Raw genomic sequence first — 19,698 nt, 5'->3', positions numbered from 1 at the left:
CTAAGAAGCCTAAGAAGCCTAAGAAGCTTGAGAGGCCTTTAGAATGAGAGAGGCTTTTAACCCCCCCATAGAGCTCTTGCTTAGAGTTAAACTGCCTCGATAGCTGTGGGCCATTTCGTTCACTATATTGAGCCCCAAACCTGTACCTGGCGTTGTTTCGTCAAGTCGAACGCCTCGCTTGGTGACTTGCGCGAGTTTCTCTTCAGGAATGCCTTTTCCGTCATCTTCAATGACCAATTCAATATTACCGTCTGCAAGCGCGTTGGCGTGAACTCGAATAATACCGCTCGCCCATTTATAGCTATTTTCAAGCAGGTTGCCGACCATTTCATCTAGGTCAGTTTTTTCTACGGCGACTTCAAGTTCAGAATCCAGCTCATTGATCATGGTGACGTCGTTAGCGGCATAGACTTTATCAAAAGCCATCGCGATAGCTTCGACACGTTCACAAGGTGATGACTTCACGGAAAGGATATTCATTGCACCCGCCATGCGTGCGCGGCCAAGGTGATAGTCAATTTGGCTTTGAATTTGATAAATGGGTTGCTGTAAGAGTTTCTTCTCGTTATCGGGAAGCATTTCTATCTCATTTTTCAAAACCGATAACGGTGTTTTTAACGCGTGAGAAAGGTTACCTGCGTGGTTTCGAGCTCGCTCCAATAGCTCTTGGTAATGGAAGAGTAGGGCATTAAGGTCAGAGACTAGCGGAGACACTTCTTTCGGGTAGTTATCACTTAACCCTTGTTGTTCGCCTTTTCTTAGCATCACCAGTTCGCGCTGCATTTTACTTAGTGGCAGTAGTGACCAACTGACTTGAATGCCGATGAGCAGTAGCACCCCTACAAACAACAACATCAAAATAAGCCAAACCTGGCGTGTTAACTGATTGAGTGTTGACTCTAGTGGGTCTTCATCGAGGCCAATAGTAATGGTGACAGGCTCACTCAGTTCAGGTAAGTAAATGTCTTGCTCGATGTAAATCAACTTATCGTCTTGAGGTCCCTTAACGGAGGTGTGAATGGGTGAACGCTTGATGGTAAGATCTTTATCCCATAGAGAACGAGAACGAATGATCTGATCTTGAGTGGATGCACGCCAATAGATCCCGCTGTACGGTTGGTTGAATCTTGGATCGGAAAGACGTTCGGCCATGATAAGGTTGCCGCTGTTACTTGTTTCGATGTTTGCAGTTAACTCGTCCATAGTAAGACTCAATTGCTGCTTTACGTCATCGACCAAGTAATCATTAACCAATTTTGGTATACCGATACCAGCAGCAAGTATCATTGCACCCAACCAAAAAGCCGCAGCGAGAAGCAAGCGGCTTTTTAGACTGATGTTTTTAAGCGTTCTTTTTTTTAGATTCATGCATTTCTAGCCGGCCTTTGCTCGTCGCGATTTATCAGTATTACGGTGATCAGAACAGGCTATCCACTTATTTGATGTGTATTTGATTAATGATGGCGCTTGTTAATTGACGATCGCGCTATTCAGCATTCAGTTGGTAGCCGAGGCCACGAACGGTTTTTATGATCTTTGGTGCGATTTTCTTACGAATACGCCCGATAAACACTTCCACGGTGTTTGAATCGCGGTCAAAATCTTGTTTGTAAATGTGTTCAACCAATTCCGTACGTGAAATAACCTTGTTTTGGTTATGCATGAAATACGCGACTACTTTGTATTCGAGTGCGGTTAAGCTGACAGCTTGACCTTGCCACAAAACTTTTGAACTGCGCGTGTCTAAGCTGAGATCGCCAATCTGTAGCACTGGAGCGGCACTGCCAGATGCTCGGCGTAACTGAGCGCGGATTCGAGCAATCAGCTCTACCATTTCAAATGGCTTGGTTAGATAATCGTCAGCGCCAGCATTCAAGCCTTCTACTCGTTGAGTTAATGTGTCTCTAGCACTTAAAATAACTACGGGTGTATTGATGTTTTCGTCTCGAATGCCTTTCAATACGGTTAAGCCATCTAATTTTGGTAAGCCTAAGTCGAGAACAATCACGTCCCACTCTTCAGATGTTGCCCGATACAGTGCGTCAATACCATCTTGAGAAAGCTCGGGTACCCAGTCGGCTCCCTCAAGTGTTTCAATAATTTGTTGGCCTAAACGAGGTTCGTCTTCAACGACTAAAATTTTCATGTTTACTCTTCTTATTTTTATGAACTACTAATTAGCGCTTTTTATAGCGTCTTTAAAGTTTCGGCCTTTTATCATTAACATTTCTAGCGTTTCAGCGTTGTATTCGACTTTGATAATGTTGTTTTGATGATTAATTTTGAGTTCGTAAACCCAAACGTCGTCATCTTCTTCAAGCTCTACTTTAATGATTCGACCATGCAGATCGTTTTCCACTGCCGCGTACATTTCTGAGAAAGGGCGGATATAGCCTTCTTGTACTGCGTCGTAGACTTCGTCTTGATCTTCTTCAAATTCGATACGAGTTCCTGCTTTGTGGACATCTTGTACGAGGTCATGACCGTTATGATCAGAGTCGGCCCAGACACTGGCAGAAACCAATAAGCCGAAGCTTATAGAAAACAAAGAAATCATAGCTTTACTAAACATAGCGAATCCTAGAGAAGGTTGATAGCGTTCAGTATAAAAAAGTAATTCTGAACAGAAAGTGAACCTGATTAATTATGAGCTTTAGGTTCTCAAAAAATGAGGTATTAGCGCTGTTGAAGCTCGTCTTCGAATATCTTGTCTCTCATTTTCCAAAAGCGTCCCACTTTACGTGCAATCACAAATTGAGGCGGGCGAAATCGATGTTGGTGAGCAACAACTTTGGTTGGTGACGCTTCCTCAAACGGTCTGTGTCTGTCGGCAAGGTGAGGGCGAACAAACTGATCCTTAAAATTCTGCTTCTGTTTCTTGGTGGTTAATGACCAAAACTCATGCACTTGTGCTTGGTTTTCTCCACGGTAAGTGACCTTAAGCTGCGACTTGCCTTTTTCGTCCTTGAGAACGTTAAGGTCCATTTCTAAACACTCAAACACCAACGCATCTTTGAGGTTTAACGCTTCTTTAAGTTTTTTATCTGGGTCAACTAAGGTGGCATCGCATTCGTGGCAAATACGTGCGGCAATGTCGTTGTCCGCGCCGCATTCACCGCAATATTTAGCTCTAAAGCGATAGTTACAGTGCTCGCGTTCCCCTGTGTCTTCATCGGTAAAGTAGCCTTGGCATTTTCGCCCAAAGTGTTCGAGTAAGAAGCCGTTGCTGTCTAGCTTGCCCCAGAAGTTATTATTGAAGCCGCAAGCAGGGCAGGGAATGGTGATGATCTCACTGTCTGAATCCGGCTTAGGATCGCCGACTTCAGGTTGGTAGAGGTCGTAACTGTTGCCTGCATAATCTAATACCAAACACTCTTTTTTGCCTGGAGACAAACGTAATCCACGACCAACAATTTGTTGATATAAACTGATGGACTCTGTCGGTCGTAAAATTGCGATTAAATCCACATGTGGCGCGTCAAAACCTGTGGTTAATACCGATACGTTAACTAAGAATTTGATTTTACGTTCTTTGAAATCGTTGATGATTTGGTCGCGCTCTAGCGTAGGTGTGTCACCAATCACGATGGATGATTCACCTTCAGGGAGTAAGCTCAGGATCTCTTGTGCGTGTCTAACGGTTGCAGCGAATACCATGATGCCGAGTTTGTCTTTGGCCAGCTCAATGATTTGGTCGACAATTTGTGGCGTGGCGCGTTTCGATTGTTCGATCACCATATCGAGCTCAGCTTCTTTATAGCGACCAGTGCTTGCTGGTTTTAACTGAGAGAAGTCATAACTCAAAACCGGAGCATCAATCATGCGTGCTGGCGTAAGAAAGCCTTCGTCTAATAAGTAGCGGATCGGCAGTTCGAAAATACAGTCTCTGAAAAATCTCGGTTCTTCAGAACGCACTTGGCCACGTGTGTGGTATTGATAAAGCCAACCCATACCAAGACGATATGGGGTTGCAGTCAGCCCAAGCACTTTGATACCTGGATTGTTCTCGCGCAAGTGAGTGATCACTTTCTGGTAGCTACTGGTCTTTTCATCCGGTACACGGTGGCATTCATCGATAACCAATAATGAAAACTGATTAGAAAATGAATCGAGATTGCGAACCACGGATTGAACCGACGCGAATACCACTTGCTGGTCGGTTTCTTTACGGCCTAAACCGGCAGAAAAAATCGAACCTTTTAACCCATAACCTTCATATTTTTCATGGTTTTGCTCTACTAACTCTTTAACGTGAGCAAGCACCAAAACGCGGCCTTTGGCAAGCCTTGCTAGCTCTGCAATGACTAGGCTTTTTCCTGCACCCGTTGGCAGCACCAAAACTGCTGGAGTTTGGTGTTTTCTGAAGTAATGAATCACTGATTTTACGGAGTCAGCTTGGTATGGGCGGAGTGTATACATATCGAGTCTTGTATGGTGAAAAACAAATAGTGTGAAATAGCTCAACTAATTGAGCAAAGGTGACTATAATACCCGACTTAGATTAGTTGAGGTATTCATGCGTTTAGATAAATTTCTGTGCGATGCGTTAGGCGTCACTCGAAGAGAAGCAACACACTTATTAAAATCAAAAGCAGTGACTGTTAATGATGTCATTCAAAAAAGCGGCTCACTTAAGGTAACTGAAGAGTGCGTTGTGGAATGGCAAGGCAATGAACTTCACGTTCACGGCCCACGTTACATCATGCTTTATAAGCCAGAAGGCTTTGTTTGTTCGCATGAAGATGGCGCAAATCGTATTGCGTTTGAATTGCTTGATGAAATCAAAATGGACAAGCTGCACTTTGCAGGTCGTCTCGATGTTGATACCACTGGTCTTGTATTGATTACTGACGATGGTAAGTGGTCTCACCGCATCACGTCGCCAAAGCACAAGTGCGAAAAAACATACCGTGTATGGCTTGTTGAACCTGTTGAATCGGACTACGTTGAAAAATTCAAAGAAGGCATTCAGCTTAAGAGCGAAGATGGCCTAACACTTCCTGCACACCTTGATGTACGTGCTGAGCGTGAAGTGCTTTTAACGATTCACGAAGGCAAATACCATCAAGTAAAACGCATGTTTGCGGCGCTTGGTAACAAGGTTGAAGCATTGCATCGCGAGCGTATCGGTGAAATCGAGATGGACGAATCTCTGGAGTTGGGTGAATACCGTTATCTAACACAAGAAGAAGTCGACTCTATCTGGAAGTAGTTTTTTCTATTGTAAAATGTGGCCGACCAAGGATAGCGTCGGCTGATTATTGTGACTGGTACTAGGACAGTTTCAGCCATTATTACTATTTGCGTATTTATATATCGCTATGTGTATATTCGCGTATCACTGTGTGCATATTCATGCTCACATAAAACCTAGTACTTAGTCGGAGAGTTATGCAAACGTCTACCCAACAGACCCCAAAATCACAACCACAAACTCCTCAGTTAGGTTGGATGCTATTTTTGGTTCTGGGTGCGATTGGTGCACTGACACCACTCGCCATCGATATGTACCTGCCCGCAATGCCAACGATCGCCAAAGATCTCGGCGTAACAGCGGGTGAAGTACAAATCACACTCACAGCGTACACCGCAGGTTTTGCGTTAGGTCAGTTGTTACATGGCCCGTTAGCCGACAGTTATGGTCGCAAGCCTGTTTTACTGATTGGTGTCTTCTTCTTTGCAATTGCGTCTGTTGTGAGTGCTACTACTCATGGCATTGAAGCGCTAACGTTAGTTCGTACTGCTCAAGGTTTCGCAGGGGCAGCGGCAGCGGTCATTATCCAGGCCGTTGTGCGTGATATGTTCGACCGTGAAGATTTTGCAAGAACCATGTCGTTCGTTACCTTGGTGATGACGGTTGCGCCACTTATCGCACCTATGATTGGTGGTTACTTGGCATTGTGGTTTGGCTGGCGTTCAATCTTTTGGGTCTTGGCCATTTTTGCGGTGATTGTGATTCTCGCGGTAATAATCAAAATTCCTGAGACACTGCCTGTTGAAAATCGCCAGCCACTGCGCTTTAAAACGACGATTCGTAATTACGCTCGTTTATGTAAAAACCCTACGGCTATGGGCCTGATTTTCTCTGGTGCATTCTCTTTTTCTGGGATGTTTGCATTCTTAACCGCAGGCTCTTTTGTTTATATCGACATTTATGGCGTACGTCCTGATTTGTTTGGTTACTTATTTGGCTTGAACATTGTTGCGATGATTCTGATGACGACAATCAATGGTCGAATCGTTAAGAAGGTCGGTTCTCATACCATGCTGAGAGCAGCGCTGGTCATTCAATTACTGGCTGGTGTGGGTTTACTGGCTGGTTGGGCATTGGATCTCGGGCTTTGGGGTATTGTACCGTTTGTGATGCTGTTTATCGGCACTATTTCTACGATTGGCAGTAACTCTATGGGTCTACTGCTAAGTGGTTACCCTAATATGGCAGGCACGGCTTCATCGCTTGCGGGAACATTGAGATTTGGTACTGGTTCTGTCGTTGGAGCGATCGTTGCGATGCTACCAAGTGACAGTGCTGGGTCTATGGCTATGGTAATGGCTGCGTGTGCAGTAATGTCAGCATTACTATATTGGACATTAGGAAAGAAGGCATAATGTCAAAATACTATATTGAAATTCAGAAGTTAGTGAATGATGCGCTAGGCGAGCTATATGCTTTACATAAATCTGGCAAGGCCATTGACGCACCTATCGCGAACAACCTTTACCTTGTTCGTTGGGTAACAAAGGCGATTAAATCTCAAGCTTATGATCGCGTGATTGTGCCTGACTTGGTTCGCTGGCAGAAACAGGGTCGCTCAAAAGGCAACAACTCTGATTTAACTTTTACCTTCAAACGTATTTCTGCGTTTTACGGACGTTTTTTCCCTGAAGGCGAAGAGCCTAAAGCGCTAAAAGACAGTGATGTTGAAGCATTTATGGACAAAATGTATGAGATGGGTTGGAGCGTATCGAGTGAAGATGAACTGACCACTGGCGGTAAGATTCAATTCTTCACCGATGGCGAACATTCTTTTGCCTTGTGTGGTAAACAGTGTGACGACTCTTTCGACGGTGAGTTGATGGTTAAGCCGATGAACTGGTTTGTGCGTGGTAATCACGCAGAGTTTATTCAAGCAGCGATGGAAGCAGGCTTTATGCTTCACAAAGTTACAGACTATAAGTCAGCGGTGAAGTACCACGGTGAATACATCGTGTACCCTGCCAACCAAGGTAATCAGTTAGCGGAAATTCCAATAAGTGTTATTGGTTAACTAAGTGACTCTCGATATTTATCAAAAGACCGCCGAATTGGCGGTCTTTTTTTAATGATAGCAACGGGCTACATCATTCGTTTTTACTGTCTTAGCATCTCTTTACTCTAATACTTCATGTGCTGTTATGGTTTTTTATCAGCTTTTTTAGCCTGCTTTTCTATCGCCTTTACCATGCCTTTAAAGATAAACAGGTGGGCCGGCATCATCGCAAACCAATACAGTAATCCTAGAAAGCCCTTTGGATGCCACCAAGCTGAGATATTCAGTTCACGAGCTTCTCCGTGGTCAGATACGGTAATTTCCAGCCGACCTAAACCAGGGCCTTTCATTCCGAAAAGCAGAGATAAGAACTGATTCTCTTTGCAACGGATCACTTTCCACGAGTCGATTTTGTCACCCACTTTTAAGTTTGGGCCTTCAGGCATTTGTCGAACCGGTATACCGCCACCAAACAGAACATCTAGCCATTCTCGTGTGCGCCATAAAGCGTTAGCAAAGAAGTAACCTTGCTTGGGGCTTCCTATCTGCTGTGCGACATTCCACAGTGATTCCAGTGACGCGGTTGAAGTAATGCTTGCACCGGTTTTCTTGGGGTAGTAGCCATATCCAGCTTGCCATCGTTTGAACGCGGTTTTATCAAAGCCCCAGACATTACTTTTAACGAAATTTCCTTCAGCGTGAATGGCTTGCTCAACCATGCTCTCGAACGATATAAGCTTTTGAGGGTACTTTTCTCTAATGGTGGTCGAACTGGCAATGAAGTCATGCTTTAAGCCTGCGAGAAGCGCTCTGCCGATGTTAGAAGGGACGGAGGTGACTACCCCTAACCAATAGGAAGCGATTTGAGGCGTTAGTAATGACGTTGCCCAAAGCCTGAGTGGGCGATCGGCTGTTTTGGCTATATGAGCAAACTGGTTTCGGTAAGAGACAATATCAGGTCCGCCAACCTCAAACGTTTGGCTTTCATTGGGTGTGTCCTGTGCGAGTTTCAGCAAGTAATGGTTAAGGTTCTGCAAGGCGATAGGGTTGGCTTTGGAGTCCACCCATATTGGCGCAATCATGATGGGTAGGTTGTAAACGAAATCTCGCATGATCTCGAATGCTGCGGAGCCTGGACCGATGATAACACCGGCTTGGAGTTCGGTTACAGGAACGGGGCCTTTTCGAAGTAGCTGTCCGGTTTTTTTTCTAGCTTGAAGGTGTTCTGAATCGCCCGTTTGAGGCTGAAGAGAACTGAGATAGATAATGTGTTGATTCTTCGGTCCAAGTGCCGAAACAAAGTTACGCGCCAAGTTGAGCTCGTAATCAATGAAATCATGGCCTTCTGCCATGCCATGAACTAGAAAGAAGATAAGATCAAAATCGGGTACCAATGCTTGTGTCGCCGCTTGATCTGCGAGATCAAGGTATTCCAGTGACAAGTTGTCGTGAGGTTCTGTTCGTGCCTTTAAATAGTCGATATGCCTTGCTGCTGCAGTAACTTGATAGCCTTGTTCAAGCAGGAGGGGGAGGAGCTGTGAACCAACATATCCAGAAGCGCCTAAAACCAGTACTTTCTTCATTGTTACTCCATTTATATCTGTGGTTAAAAACCGAACATTGATATAATAGCGCGATATTTATCTTTATTCATCAATACGTTCCGTTTAGGTATCTCTATGTTGCTCTCTTCCATTCTTCATCACACTCGCGGTGATTTTGTTCGTAGGCTTATTGCGATTGCTTTGCCTATCACTTTGCAGAGCATTATGTTTTCAAGCCGAGGCTTAGTGGATGTGTTGATGTTGGGTCAGCTTGGAGAAGCAGACATTGCGGCGGTTGGAGTAGCAAGCCGTGCGATGTTTGTGACGACCATTATGTTAGTTGGTGTTACCACGGGTGGCGCGTTGTTGACGGCACAATACTGGGGAGCGGGGGACAAACAAGGCGTGAGAGAAAGTACCGCTCTGACCTGGTTGGTTTCGACGTTGTTTGCCTTACTGACTATTGTTTTCTTTGTCTCTTTCCCAGCGCAAATCATGGGTGTGACGACAGACTCTCAAGAAGTCATTAACTTGGGTATGGAATACATCGTTATCACTTCATTTAGCATGTTGGCGGTATCCTGTGTGAGCAGTATGGCTGTTGGCTTGAGAGCGATGCATAAACCAGGGCTCAGTACTTTCTTTAGTGGTATTGGCATCCTTTCTAATGTGTTCTTAAACTGGGTACTGATCTTTGGTAATTGGGGCTTTCCTGCTCTTGGAATAAAAGGCGCAGCGATTGCGACGGTAATGAGTGGGGCTATTGAAGTAGCAACCTTGTTTGGTTACCTCTATTTCTCTAAACATTTATTAGCCTTTAAATTCTGTGATATCAAAGCGGCAGCGACCGTTGAAAAAGTGATTCGCTTTTTGAAGTTATCGTTGCCGACGACGTTTAATTTCTTAGCTTGGGCTGGTGGTCTTTTTGCTTATCACGCAATCATGGGGCAATCAGGTGTACAAGGTTTGGCGGCACTGTCAGTAATGACGCCGGTTGAGTCTATCTCGTTGAGTCTATTGATTGGCATGTCGAATGCAGCTTCTGTTTTGGTCGGGAATCAACTTGGCGCAAAGAATAATGAAGCGGTTTACTATCAAGCTCTCGGCCTAACCATTTTGTGTTTCTTGACCAGTATTGTTGTGGCGGTCTTCCTTTATTTTGTGCAAGTACCAATACTTAATGCGTTCAGCGCGTTGACTGAAGAAACCAGAGCGCTCTCAGAGAAGTTTATTCTCATTTTAAGTGTCGGAATTGTTATCCGTTCTATCCCAATGACAGTGATTGTAGGTGTATTGAGAGCGGGTGGTGATGTTAAGTTCTGCCTCTATCAAGACTTAATCGCTCAGTGGGTGATTGGCATTCCATTGGCCGCGATCGCTGCTATTTATTTCAAGTTCCCGCCTGAATGGGTGTATTTACTGTTTCTTACCGAAGAAGTCATAAAGTGGGGCGGTTCGCTCTATCGAATGAAAACAAGAAAATGGATTAAGAACTTAATAGGAAGTTGAAGTGAGGCGCATCAATCTAATGACTTTCTCGTTGGCGTGTGATCTATCTTTCAAAATACTTCCTCCTAACAGGGAATTAGTGTAGATTCTCCTTCCAAATTCTAACTAATGTGAGCTGTTTAATGTTAAAGCTGTCAGACCTATGTAAAGGCTATGTCGACGGGGGGGAGTTCCACCCTGTTTTGCAAGGTGCTGAGTTAACATTAAACCAAGGCGATCAACTCGCATTAATGGGAGAAAGCGGTTCAGGGAAAAGTACATTATTGAATCTTATCGCGGGTTTAGACCTAGCAGACTCAGGTGAAATTGCTTTTCCTCATTTCAACATGCACGCCTCCACTGAACGTGATCGTACTGCTTATCGCCGAAATAATATTGGCCATATCTTCCAGCAATTCAACTTACTGCCAACGCTTAATATTGCCGATAACATTCGCTTTTGCCGTCAATTAAAGGGTTTACCAGAAGATAAAGGACTCTGGAGACAAATTCTTTCTGCTTTAGACCTTATGCCTTTACTGGGGCGTTATCCTGAAGAGGCGTCTGGTGGCCAACAACAACGTGCGGCAATTGCTCGTGCTTTGTATATGGAACCTAAAATTTTGTTGGCCGATGAACCAACAGGAAGCTTAGATGAACGTAATGCGGAAGCGGTAATGCGTTTGCTTACTTCTTTGGCTCGTCAGTTAGAGTGTACCTTGTTATTGGTGACGCACAGTGAAAAAGTAGCGCTCCATATGGATGGTCGTATCCGTCTACAAGGAGGGCAACTGCATGTCATGGCCCGTAGTTAAGGCACTACTCGGTCACTATCGACGTTACCCACTTCAGATTATTTTGGTATGGCTTGGTTTAACCCTTGGCGTATCACTTTTGGTTGGTGTTACTGCCATCAACCAACACGCCAAGCAAAGCTATGCGCATGGCGAGAAACTTTTTTCGAATCCTCTTCCTTATCGTATTCGACCAAAACACAACGCTAATAAAATCCCGCAAGGTTTTTATATCCAACTTCGCCGTGAAGGCTTTCAACAGTGTTCTCCTTTTGACCACCATCGTATCACTGATGAAAACGGCGCGAACTTCATGCTAATTGGCTTAGACCCTGTGTCTATGCTTCAGCTACAGCCGGGTGTTGCATTAAAAGATCTCACTACCTTAAATCTAATGAAACCGCCATACCCGATCCTAGTCAGTGATGATCTCGCTGAACACATGGAATGGAAACACGGCGACTACATCCATCTGATGGATGGATCTGAGTTAGGGCCAGTGGCTGTCGATCAAGACAATATTATTAATGGTACTCGCCTGATTGCGGATATCTCATTGCTCAGAATGCTAAAACGCAGTGCAGGGCTTTCGGTGATTGCGTGTTCAGATATGCCAACTGAAAAGTTTGAGCGTCTTAAGAACATGCTACCAAATGGATTAACGATTACTCGTAGTTCAAAGGCGGAGCTGGAATCTCTTACCAGTGCCTTCCACTTGAACTTAACCGCCATGGGTATGTTGTCGTTTGTGGTGGGCTTGTTTATTTTTTATCAAGCGATGTCGCTTTCATTTATTCAACGTCAGCCGTTAGTTGGAATATTAAGACAAACAGGTGTATCCGGTTGGCAACTTGCGAAAGCGCTTTGTTTAGAGCTATTGATCTTAGTTTTACTCAGCTGGATATGCGGCAATATTTTTGGCTTGATGCTCGCGAATCAACTGTTACCTGCAGTTTCTTCAAGCTTGGGCGATCTTTATGATGCTAATGTGGGCTTAACGCTGAGCTGGAGTTGGCGTTGGAGTGGTTACAGCTTATTAATGGCATTACTTGGGGCATTCTTAGCGTGCGCTTGGCCGTTGGTACGTTTGCTTAAATCTCAGCCTATTCGTTTGACCTCTCGACTGTCATTAATGCGCTTCGCTGGCACCGAGTTTACTTGGCAAGCCTTAATGGGTTGTGGGTTCTGTGTCGCTGCGGTTGCTGTGTATCAAGCGCCCCAAACCCAAGAAACGGGTTTTGCAATTATTGCCCTGATGCTGGTGAGTGTCGCGTTGTTTACGCCATTCTTGATGTGGAAGCTGTTCAATAGTTTGTCTTACTCTTTGCGTTGGGTTCGTGCTCGTTGGTTCTTTGCTGATGCAGCCTCGAGTATGAGCTATCGTGGTGTGGCGACAATGGCCTTTATGTTGGCGTTAACAGCTAATATTGGCGTTGAAACCATGGTGGGCAGTTTCAGAGATACTACGGATAAATGGCTAACGCAGCGTTTGGCCGCTGATCTCTATATATACCCAACTAACAATGCCGCTGCTCGCATGAGCAACTGGTTGTCAGATCAACCTGAAGTGGATTCTGTGTGGTGGCGTTGGGAAAAAGACGTCGCTTCACCTGTAGGCAGTATTCAAGTTGTTAGTACTGGCCCATCAGAAGGTGAACTAGAAGCACTAACGATTAAGTTAGGTATTCCGAATTATTGGTATCACTTGCATCATTCTAAAGGCGTATTGATCAGTGAATCTATGTCTTTGAAACTGGGTATCCGTCCTGGTGACTACATTGATCTTTATGACAGCCTAGGCTCTGGTTGGCAGGTTGTGGGTGTGTATTACGATTATGGTAATCCTTACCATCAAGTAATGATGTCCCATCGAAACTGGCTGTATGGTTTTGCTGGCAGGGGTAATGTGGGGCTTGGCGTCATTTTAAAAGACGACGTGAATGCAATAGGCTTACGTAGCCGACTAGAGAATGTATTCAGGCTGGGGTCGGAACGTATTTTCGATAATAACAATATCCATAGCCAAGCGATGCGTGTGTTTGATAGAACTTTCGCTATTGCCGACACTCTAGGCAACATCACTTTAGTGATTGCGGTTTTCGGTATCTTCTTTGCGACTGTTGCGGGCGAGGTATCGCGTCAAAGGCATATTTCATTACAGCGTTGTTTGGGAGTTTCGGCTAAAGAGCTGATCCTAACTGGTAGTTTACAGTTGTTTGTATTTGGACTTATTTCCTCACTAATCGCCATTCCGCTTGGCTTAGCGTTAGCGAGCTTGATCGTGGATATCGTGATTAAGCAATCTTTTGGTTGGTCACTCGAGTTACAAGTGATTCCATGGGATTATTTAGTGACATTTGCATGGGCCATGGCAGCATTAATGCTTGCTGGTGCTTTACCGGTGATGAGAATGATTCGGAACACACCGATGAAATCATTAAGGGATGCGCTTTAATATGCTTCAACGCGATAATTCAATTAAATTCAGGCACCGATTGATCTCTTCTGTATTGTTGATCTGCTTCTTTGGTGCGCTTTTAAGTATCTGGGCTTACTACTCCTATTTCGTTGACGTCGGTGAAAAGGGCGTCAATGAAGTTAACTCGGTACTGGTCAGTGAGCATTTCAATGTATTTGAACCAGTGTTACCCGATAGAACGGTTTCTCTGCCGCGAGATTTCCAATTTCATCCAGAGTTTCAACACGAATGGTGGCATTATTTTGCGTCCCTAAAAGGGAAAGATGGTAAAAAGTACTCGGTTCAATGGAGTTTCTTTCGTATCGCAACAGATGAACGCGAAACTCCGGGGTGGCAAAGCCCGCAAATCTATATTTCAAATGTGGTGATCTCTTCTGAGATGAAAGTTTGGAAAGAGCAACGTTTAGCTCGTGGTGGCATTGGTCAAGCGGGAATGACAAATCGACCGTTTAGAATTTGGATTGATAATTGGAACTGGCGAGCATTGGGTAATACGCCGTTTCCTGGCCGTCTTCAAGTCAAAACCGACACATTTGGTCTCGAATTGGACACTGTGGCTAAAGGGCCATACGTGCTTAACGGGGACAATGGCTATCAGAAAAAACACGATCTACTACCTGTCGCTTCTTACAACTTTAGCGCACCCTTTTTATCATTGAGTGGAGTGTTGAACCTTGATGGTGTTACCAAAGAAGTTGAAGGTACGGCGTGGGTGCATAAAGAGTGGGGCAGTGGCTTACTTGGAGTGGGTCAACAAGGTTGGGATTGGTTTGTGTTTAATCTTGATGATGGCACCGCGTTAAGTATCAATCGCTATCGTCACAACCAACAATTGCCTTATGTTTTTGGCACATTGGCAACTCGCTCAGGTAAGGTTTATCACTTAACAGACTCTGATATCTCTATCAAGCCTCTGCAGAACACAACGTTATTGAATGGCAGAAGAATGCCCCTTCAATGGATAATCAACGTGCCACAGCACAATATCAATCTCACGACGCGCATTAAACGCAGAGATATGTGGCTTCCATTTGTCATACCATATTGGGAAGGGCCAATAATGGCCAGCGGAAGCCATGAAGCGACGGGCTTTATGCAGTTAACCGGCTACTGAAAAACACCTAAGGCTATCATTTGATAGCCTTTTTTATGCTTGAGGTTTCTAAAAAGCTTAAACTAAATGTGCATACAGACTCGGCTATCTCATCTATACTTAATTTATGTGACATAATAACATTATGGAATATACGACGTATTGTTTAGTATTTGTAGGAAAAACCGAAGTTAAACATCCGAAGAAGTGATTATCTATCGAGAAAGCTTGGATATAAACTCATGGCTATTCTTTGTTATTCGTTTATTTAAATAATAAATATAAGGGCGAAATCATGACCGACGTCATCCGTGACTTCTTTAAAATGGAATCTGCTGGCGGCATCATACTAGTCATCGCTGCGGCGATCGCAATGTTTGTAGCAAACTCACCACTGAACGAAATGTACCAAGGCGTATTACATAGTTACGTTTTGGGTATGTCTGTGTCTCACTGGATTAACGATGGCTTAATGGCAGTGTTCTTCCTTCTAATCGGCTTAGAGGTTAAGCGTGAGCTTTTAGAAGGTGCATTAAAATCTAAAGAGACAGCAATCTTCCCAGCTATCGCAGCCGTTGGCGGTATGCTAGCTCCGGCACTTATTTACGTGCTATTTAACTCAAGTAACCCAGAAGCGCTTCAAGGTTGGGCTATCCCAGCGGCAACTGATATTGCATTCGCATTAGGTATCATGGCGCTTCTTGGTAACCGTGTACCGGTTAGCTTGAAGGTGTTCCTATTGGCTTTAGCAATTATCGATGACCTTGGCGTTGTTGTTATCATTGCACTGTTCTACTCAGGCGACCTATCAACGCTTGCGCTAACGGTTGGTTTCATCGCAACGGGTGTGCTGTTCATGCTAAACAACAAGCATGTAACTAAGCTGAGTGTGTATCTCATTGTTGGTGCAATTCTGTGGTTTGCAGTATTGAAGTCTGGTGTTCATGCAACGCTGGCTGGTGTAGTGATTGGTTTTGCTATCCCACTGAAAGGCAATAAAGGTGAACATTCTCCGCTGAAGCATCTAGAACATGCTCTGCACCCATACGTCGCTTTTGCAATCTTGCCAGTCTTTGCTTTTGCAAACGCAGGTATTTCATTGGAAGGTATCTCAATCTCAAGCCTAACAGGTATGCTACCGCTTGGTATCGCTATGGGTCTATTGATTGGTAAGCCTCTTGGTATCTTTGCATTCAGCTGGGGAGCGGTGAAATTGGGTGTTGCTAAGCTCCCTGAAGGTGTGAACTTTATGAACATCTTCGCAGTATCTGTCCTGTGTGGTATTGGTTTTACAATGTCTATCTTTATCTCTTCGTTAGCGTTTGGCCCAACGAATGTAGAGTTTGACACACTAGCTCGACTAGGCATCCTGATGGGATCTACAACAGCTGCAATTCTAGGTTACTTCCTGCTAAGCGTTTCTTTACCGAAAACAGCAAAGCAACAAGAAGTAAAACTATAATCAGCGGTAGGCTCGTTTAACGGCGAGCCTATTCACTGATTAACAAGCTAACTTCTGAGTAGCAAGACGAGTCACAGAATCATCCTCCCCGATTCATGTGACAGCAAAGAACAAAAAAGCCGTGATAGGGTTTCCTATCACGGCTTTATTGATCCTAACTGCTAGTATTTTTAGTTTGGTTAGTTATTGATGATCTAAAACTCCTAGATTCAACTCATTATTTTGATCGGCATGAATTGCGGATCGTTTGGGATGACCAGAGTGACAGTGTCATGTTATTTTTCTAGCGTGGTAAATATGGTCCACTCCTCGACGATCTGCTCATTCAGCCCGACAACCGTTGCTGTTACTCGACGGTTCAGTGCATGAGAAGTAGCATCGTTGCCATCGCTCTCTAAGCGGTTTTCACCGTAACCGACAACTCTTACTCGGCTCGGGTCTATACCATTCGACAATAATTCATCTTCAACGTGGTGAGCGCGCTTCTTTGATAACTCTAAGTTGTATTCACTCGCGCCGACTTTACTGGCGTAACCTTGAATTTCTATCGATGCACTTTGGTAGGTTTCTAAGAACTCAGCCATGGTAGTGATTTGATCTGAGAAGATAGGGTTAACTTCATAGGAGTCATTGGCGAAAAGGATGTTCAGCTGTCTGATTTCTTCTGAGCGTATAGTCTCGCCACAACCTTCATTATCAACTAATGACGCTCTAGGTGTACTTGGGCAGGTATCTCGTGCATTGACCACCCCATCATTATCATCGTCTTGCAGGTCTGAAATTTGCTCCGCTTCTGGCGTTTCTATGTAGGGCTCTTCATTTTGGCTAGAGCATGCACATAGCGTTATCGTTAATGCGGAAAGCAATAAGTAAGGTATTTTCATCATTAATACTCCACGGCCGTTGTCCACTCGTCTGGAATGTCGACCAGTAGAGCGTTCAATAGAGAGCCTGTCGCGTTCATTACACGGTATTTAGCGTACTGTTCAGAGTAATGCGCATCTAAGTAATCTTTACGGGCTTCAAACAATTCGTTTTCGGTGTTAAGCAGGTCAAGGAGTGTACGTTTGCCGATTCGATATTGTTTCTCATAAGCGATAACGGTTTCTGACGCCGAATCCACGTGATCAGACAAGAAGTTCTTTTGTTGCAACGTCAGATCCAATGCACTCCAAGATAGGCGAAGGCCTTCTTCCACTTGTCGATAAGCACGATCTCTTAGATCCTTCGCTTTATTAAGTTGGTAAGCTGCAGCTTCTGAATTAGCACTATCGGTACCACCGTTGTAGAGGTTGTATCGCATTCTTAACATTGCCAACGTCTCTTGGCTCGAACCTTCATCGCCTCCCGCATCATCGCGCCATGATTGAGATGCCTCGATAGAGAAAGTCGGGTAGTTAACCCCTTTTGATTGTTTGTACTGGAAGTGCGCCGAATCGACATCTGCAGTTGCGACTTTGATTACCGGGTGTTGGTCCAGAGCATTAACAAGGGCGTCTGATAATGACAGAGGAATCATAGAAATATCGGCTCTTGGGTAAACTAAGCCAAGCGGTTCTTGACCCACTATTCTTCTAAATTGAGTGTGGGTATCAATTAGGTTGTTCTGTGCGGCTAATAAATTGCCGTGCGCTTTTGCAATCCTAGCTTCTACTTGAGATACATCTGCGGTTGAGCCTATGCCTGAGGCTGCTCGTTTTTTGATGTCTTTATAGATTTTCTTGTGGATAGCAAGGTTACTTTCCGAAAGGGCTAAAACTTCAGTTGCTTTGACTGCATCCAGGTAGATCTGTGTGACCTCTAGCGCTTTGTCTTCGGCATCCGCGAGTAATTGTAAGCGAACCGATTCCGCTTCTGCGGCAGTACGGTCAATATCATTGAGAGTCGACGAACCATCCCACAACAACTGAGTGAGGGATATGGTGGCTTCCTTTCGTGTGAGATCGGTATCAGGACCGTTGTTTCGCGCAGGGTTTATGCCTTCATAGCCAATACCAGCATCAAGATCGATACTCGGCCTATAAGCACCACCTGCGGCATCGTTTCGTTTTTGTACACTCACAAACTCATTAAAAATACTTTTTATCTCAGGATTGGTAGCCAAGGTAATGGCAACGGCCTGTTCTAAAGTCTGAGCAGAGAGTGGGGTTGCAATAGCTAAGCAACAGATGATGGGTAATTTAAACAGTCTCAAAGTAGGTCTCCTTCTACTTTTAAAAGCTCCCGCCTCCTCTCAACTAGCGTTTAACTACTTAATTGAGAAGGGTATTAAACGAAGCTTAGGACATCTGCTAGAAATTGCTAAGTTTGTTGGCTTTATTTCGAATGTAAGTCTCTATCGCTATTGATTAATTTACCAGTTGTGACAGGTGGTAAGCTTCGAGTAGATGTGTTGAAAATAAATGCAAGGCTAGAATTCGGCTTGGGCAGAGATTGATAAACGTTGGTTAGGGGGTTGTTTGAAATACGTATCTCAGTGATAGCAATGTGCCAAGCGTGGTAGTTCGATTTTTAGTAAAAAATGACAATATATAAAGAATCGATCGCGCTGTTTAGTTTGTAGTTGTAGCTGTGAAGAAGGGCAAGTAAGGTTTCACTCTAAACAACAAACAAAAAAAAGCCCAAACCAACACGGTTTGGGCGGATACAAGTATAGGAGTTAATAAGGAAAATGCAGTAATTAAGAAAGCAGTGAGAAGAACAAGTTTGACGGCCTGTTAAACTTCTAAATACTCTGTTTTCTACTTAATTTATGACCCTCCATTTCTATTTCAGTTCCAAGAAAATTCATTAATTTTTCCTTTTTTTGTAAACACACATCGATTCAATTGGTTAGTGTCGACTTTTTCCAACTGGTACGACCAATTTGTGAAAATGTGATGTTGCTTGCTTGTTAAATAAATGTACTAAGAGTATATTTCAAACAGTTGTTTAATACGAGTGATTGAAATGGCACCAAGAAGTACAACCAAAGACAAAATCTTAGATGTGGCTGAAGGCTTATTCGCTGAGCACGGTTTTAATGACACCTCTTTACGTACCATTACGGGTAAAGCCAATGTCAATTTAGCTTCAGTGAATTACCACTTTGGCGATAAGAAAACTCTGGTTCGTGCGGTACTCAATCGGTACTTAGAGGCATTCATGCCAGCTCTACAAGATGCGCTAGTGAACTTAAACTTGAACGAAACGTATTCTATGAGTGACGTGTTTGAGTCTTTAAGACAGCCATTAAGAGCACTCAACGATGTTAGACCAAACGGTACGAGTCGCTTCATGTTGCTTATCGGTAGAGGCTATACGGATGTGCAAGGGCACCTGCGTTGGTTTATTACTACTCGTTATAGCGAAGTACTTTCTTTGTTTACGACATCAGTAATGAAGGCGAATCCGAACCTTACTCAAGAACAGTTATTTTGGCGATTGCACTTCACCCTAGGGACTTGTGTGTTCACCATGGCATCTAGCCAAGCCCTCATAGAAATTGCAGAGAATGACTATGACAGAAAGATAGATGCGAAATCAGTGGTCGATATTCTCATTCCATATTTAGCCGCTGGTATGTCAGCAAAAGAATAAAACAATAAA

16 protein-coding genes are annotated in these 19,698 nt (G+C 44.1%); 9 read left to right on the top strand and 7 right to left on the bottom strand.

The window, feature by feature from the left end; genetic code table 11:
• Positions 1–18 precede the first annotated feature (18 nt).
• The 4 genes from L8S15_RS00700 to L8S15_RS00685 all read right to left on the bottom strand — a co-directional run bounded on the left by L8S15_RS00700 (position 19) and on the right by L8S15_RS00685 (position 4,419).
• The gene (locus tag L8S15_RS00700) at positions 19–1,368 is read right to left on the bottom strand and encodes an ATP-binding protein (RefSeq protein ID WP_016797418.1); all 1,350 of its coding nucleotides are present in this window, start codon (positions 1,366–1,368) and stop codon (positions 19–21) included.
• Positions 1,369–1,486: 118 nt separating this feature from the next.
• Positions 1,487–2,146 carry a response regulator transcription factor gene (locus L8S15_RS00695; RefSeq protein WP_010441506.1) on the bottom strand — a complete coding sequence of 220 codons (660 nt, stop codon included), beginning with the start codon at positions 2,144–2,146 and terminating at the stop codon, positions 1,487–1,489.
• Positions 2,147–2,173: 27 nt separating this feature from the next.
• Positions 2,174–2,572 carry a membrane protein gene (locus L8S15_RS00690; protein WP_010441504.1) on the bottom strand — a complete coding sequence of 133 codons (399 nt, stop codon included), beginning with the start codon at positions 2,570–2,572 and terminating at the stop codon, positions 2,174–2,176.
• Between the two features lie 104 nt (positions 2,573–2,676).
• Positions 2,677–4,419 carry a DEAD/DEAH box helicase gene (locus L8S15_RS00685; protein WP_016784579.1) on the bottom strand — a complete coding sequence of 581 codons (1,743 nt, stop codon included), beginning with the start codon at positions 4,417–4,419 and terminating at the stop codon, positions 2,677–2,679.
• Positions 4,420–4,516: 97 nt separating this feature from the next.
• Here L8S15_RS00685 and rsuA point away from each other — a divergent pair, with 97 nt between their 5' ends.
• From rsuA to L8S15_RS00670, 3 genes are all read left to right on the top strand, one after another.
• Complete coding sequence (gene rsuA / locus L8S15_RS00680; protein ID WP_016797416.1) at positions 4,517–5,212, top strand: 16S rRNA pseudouridine(516) synthase RsuA; 696 nt, start codon at positions 4,517–4,519, stop codon at positions 5,210–5,212.
• 179 nt (positions 5,213–5,391) lie between these two features.
• Positions 5,392–6,609 (top strand): Bcr/CflA family multidrug efflux MFS transporter, encoded by a 1,218-nt coding sequence (locus L8S15_RS00675; RefSeq protein ID WP_010441498.1) that lies wholly within the window; start codon positions 5,392–5,394, stop codon positions 6,607–6,609.
• Positions 6,609–7,268 (top strand): DUF2913 family protein, encoded by a 660-nt coding sequence (locus L8S15_RS00670; protein ID WP_010441495.1) that lies wholly within the window; start codon positions 6,609–6,611, stop codon positions 7,266–7,268. The genes L8S15_RS00675 and L8S15_RS00670 overlap by 1 nt, the downstream gene beginning before the upstream one ends.
• Positions 7,269–7,393: 125 nt before the next feature.
• Here the strand turns inward: L8S15_RS00670 and L8S15_RS00665 are convergent, their stop codons facing one another.
• Positions 7,394–8,833 carry a DUF2867 domain-containing protein gene (locus tag L8S15_RS00665; RefSeq protein WP_016797414.1) on the bottom strand — a complete coding sequence of 480 codons (1,440 nt, stop codon included), beginning with the start codon at positions 8,831–8,833 and terminating at the stop codon, positions 7,394–7,396.
• A gap of 96 nt (positions 8,834–8,929) precedes the next feature.
• On the opposite strand from L8S15_RS00665, the gene L8S15_RS00660 reads away from it, so the two are divergent.
• From L8S15_RS00660 to nhaA, 5 genes are all read left to right on the top strand, one after another.
• Positions 8,930–10,303 carry an MATE family efflux transporter gene (locus L8S15_RS00660; protein WP_010441491.1) on the top strand — a complete coding sequence of 458 codons (1,374 nt, stop codon included), beginning with the start codon at positions 8,930–8,932 and terminating at the stop codon, positions 10,301–10,303.
• A gap of 122 nt (positions 10,304–10,425) precedes the next feature.
• Positions 10,426–11,097 (top strand): ABC transporter ATP-binding protein, encoded by a 672-nt coding sequence (locus L8S15_RS00655; protein WP_010441489.1) that lies wholly within the window; start codon positions 10,426–10,428, stop codon positions 11,095–11,097.
• Positions 11,078–13,531 (top strand): ABC transporter permease, encoded by a 2,454-nt coding sequence (locus L8S15_RS00650; protein WP_010441487.1) that lies wholly within the window; start codon positions 11,078–11,080, stop codon positions 13,529–13,531. Before L8S15_RS00655 ends, L8S15_RS00650 begins: the two co-directional genes overlap by 20 nt.
• Positions 13,521–14,669 (top strand): lipocalin-like domain-containing protein, encoded by a 1,149-nt coding sequence (locus tag L8S15_RS00645; protein WP_016784577.1) that lies wholly within the window; start codon positions 13,521–13,523, stop codon positions 14,667–14,669. The genes L8S15_RS00650 and L8S15_RS00645 overlap by 11 nt, the downstream gene beginning before the upstream one ends.
• A 274-nt stretch (positions 14,670–14,943) precedes the next feature.
• The gene (gene nhaA, locus L8S15_RS00640; RefSeq protein WP_010441484.1) at positions 14,944–16,110 is read left to right on the top strand and encodes a Na+/H+ antiporter NhaA; all 1,167 of its coding nucleotides are present in this window, start codon (positions 14,944–14,946) and stop codon (positions 16,108–16,110) included.
• 275 nt (positions 16,111–16,385) lie between these two features.
• Here nhaA and L8S15_RS00635 read toward each other — a convergent pair whose 3' ends face one another.
• Entirely contained in the window at positions 16,386–16,997 is a 612-nt protein-coding gene (locus tag L8S15_RS00635) for an OmpA family protein (RefSeq protein ID WP_010441482.1), read from the bottom strand.
• A complete protein-coding gene (locus L8S15_RS00630; protein WP_280571897.1) occupies positions 16,997–18,304 on the bottom strand; it encodes a TolC family outer membrane protein in 1,308 nt (435 codons plus the stop codon). Before L8S15_RS00630 ends, L8S15_RS00635 begins: the two co-directional genes overlap by 1 nt.
• Before the next feature lie 755 nt (positions 18,305–19,059).
• Here L8S15_RS00630 and L8S15_RS00625 point away from each other — a divergent pair.
• The gene (locus tag L8S15_RS00625) at positions 19,060–19,689 is read left to right on the top strand and encodes a TetR/AcrR family transcriptional regulator (protein WP_010441478.1); all 630 of its coding nucleotides are present in this window, start codon (positions 19,060–19,062) and stop codon (positions 19,687–19,689) included.
• The last annotated feature ends 9 nt before the right edge of the window (positions 19,690–19,698 follow it).

The organism is Vibrio sp. S/42/10, assembly GCF_029890535.1.
Lineage (GTDB): Bacteria > Pseudomonadota > Gammaproteobacteria > Enterobacterales > Vibrionaceae > Vibrio > Vibrio cyclitrophicus.
This window is presented reverse-complemented; position numbering and strand designations above follow the sequence as displayed.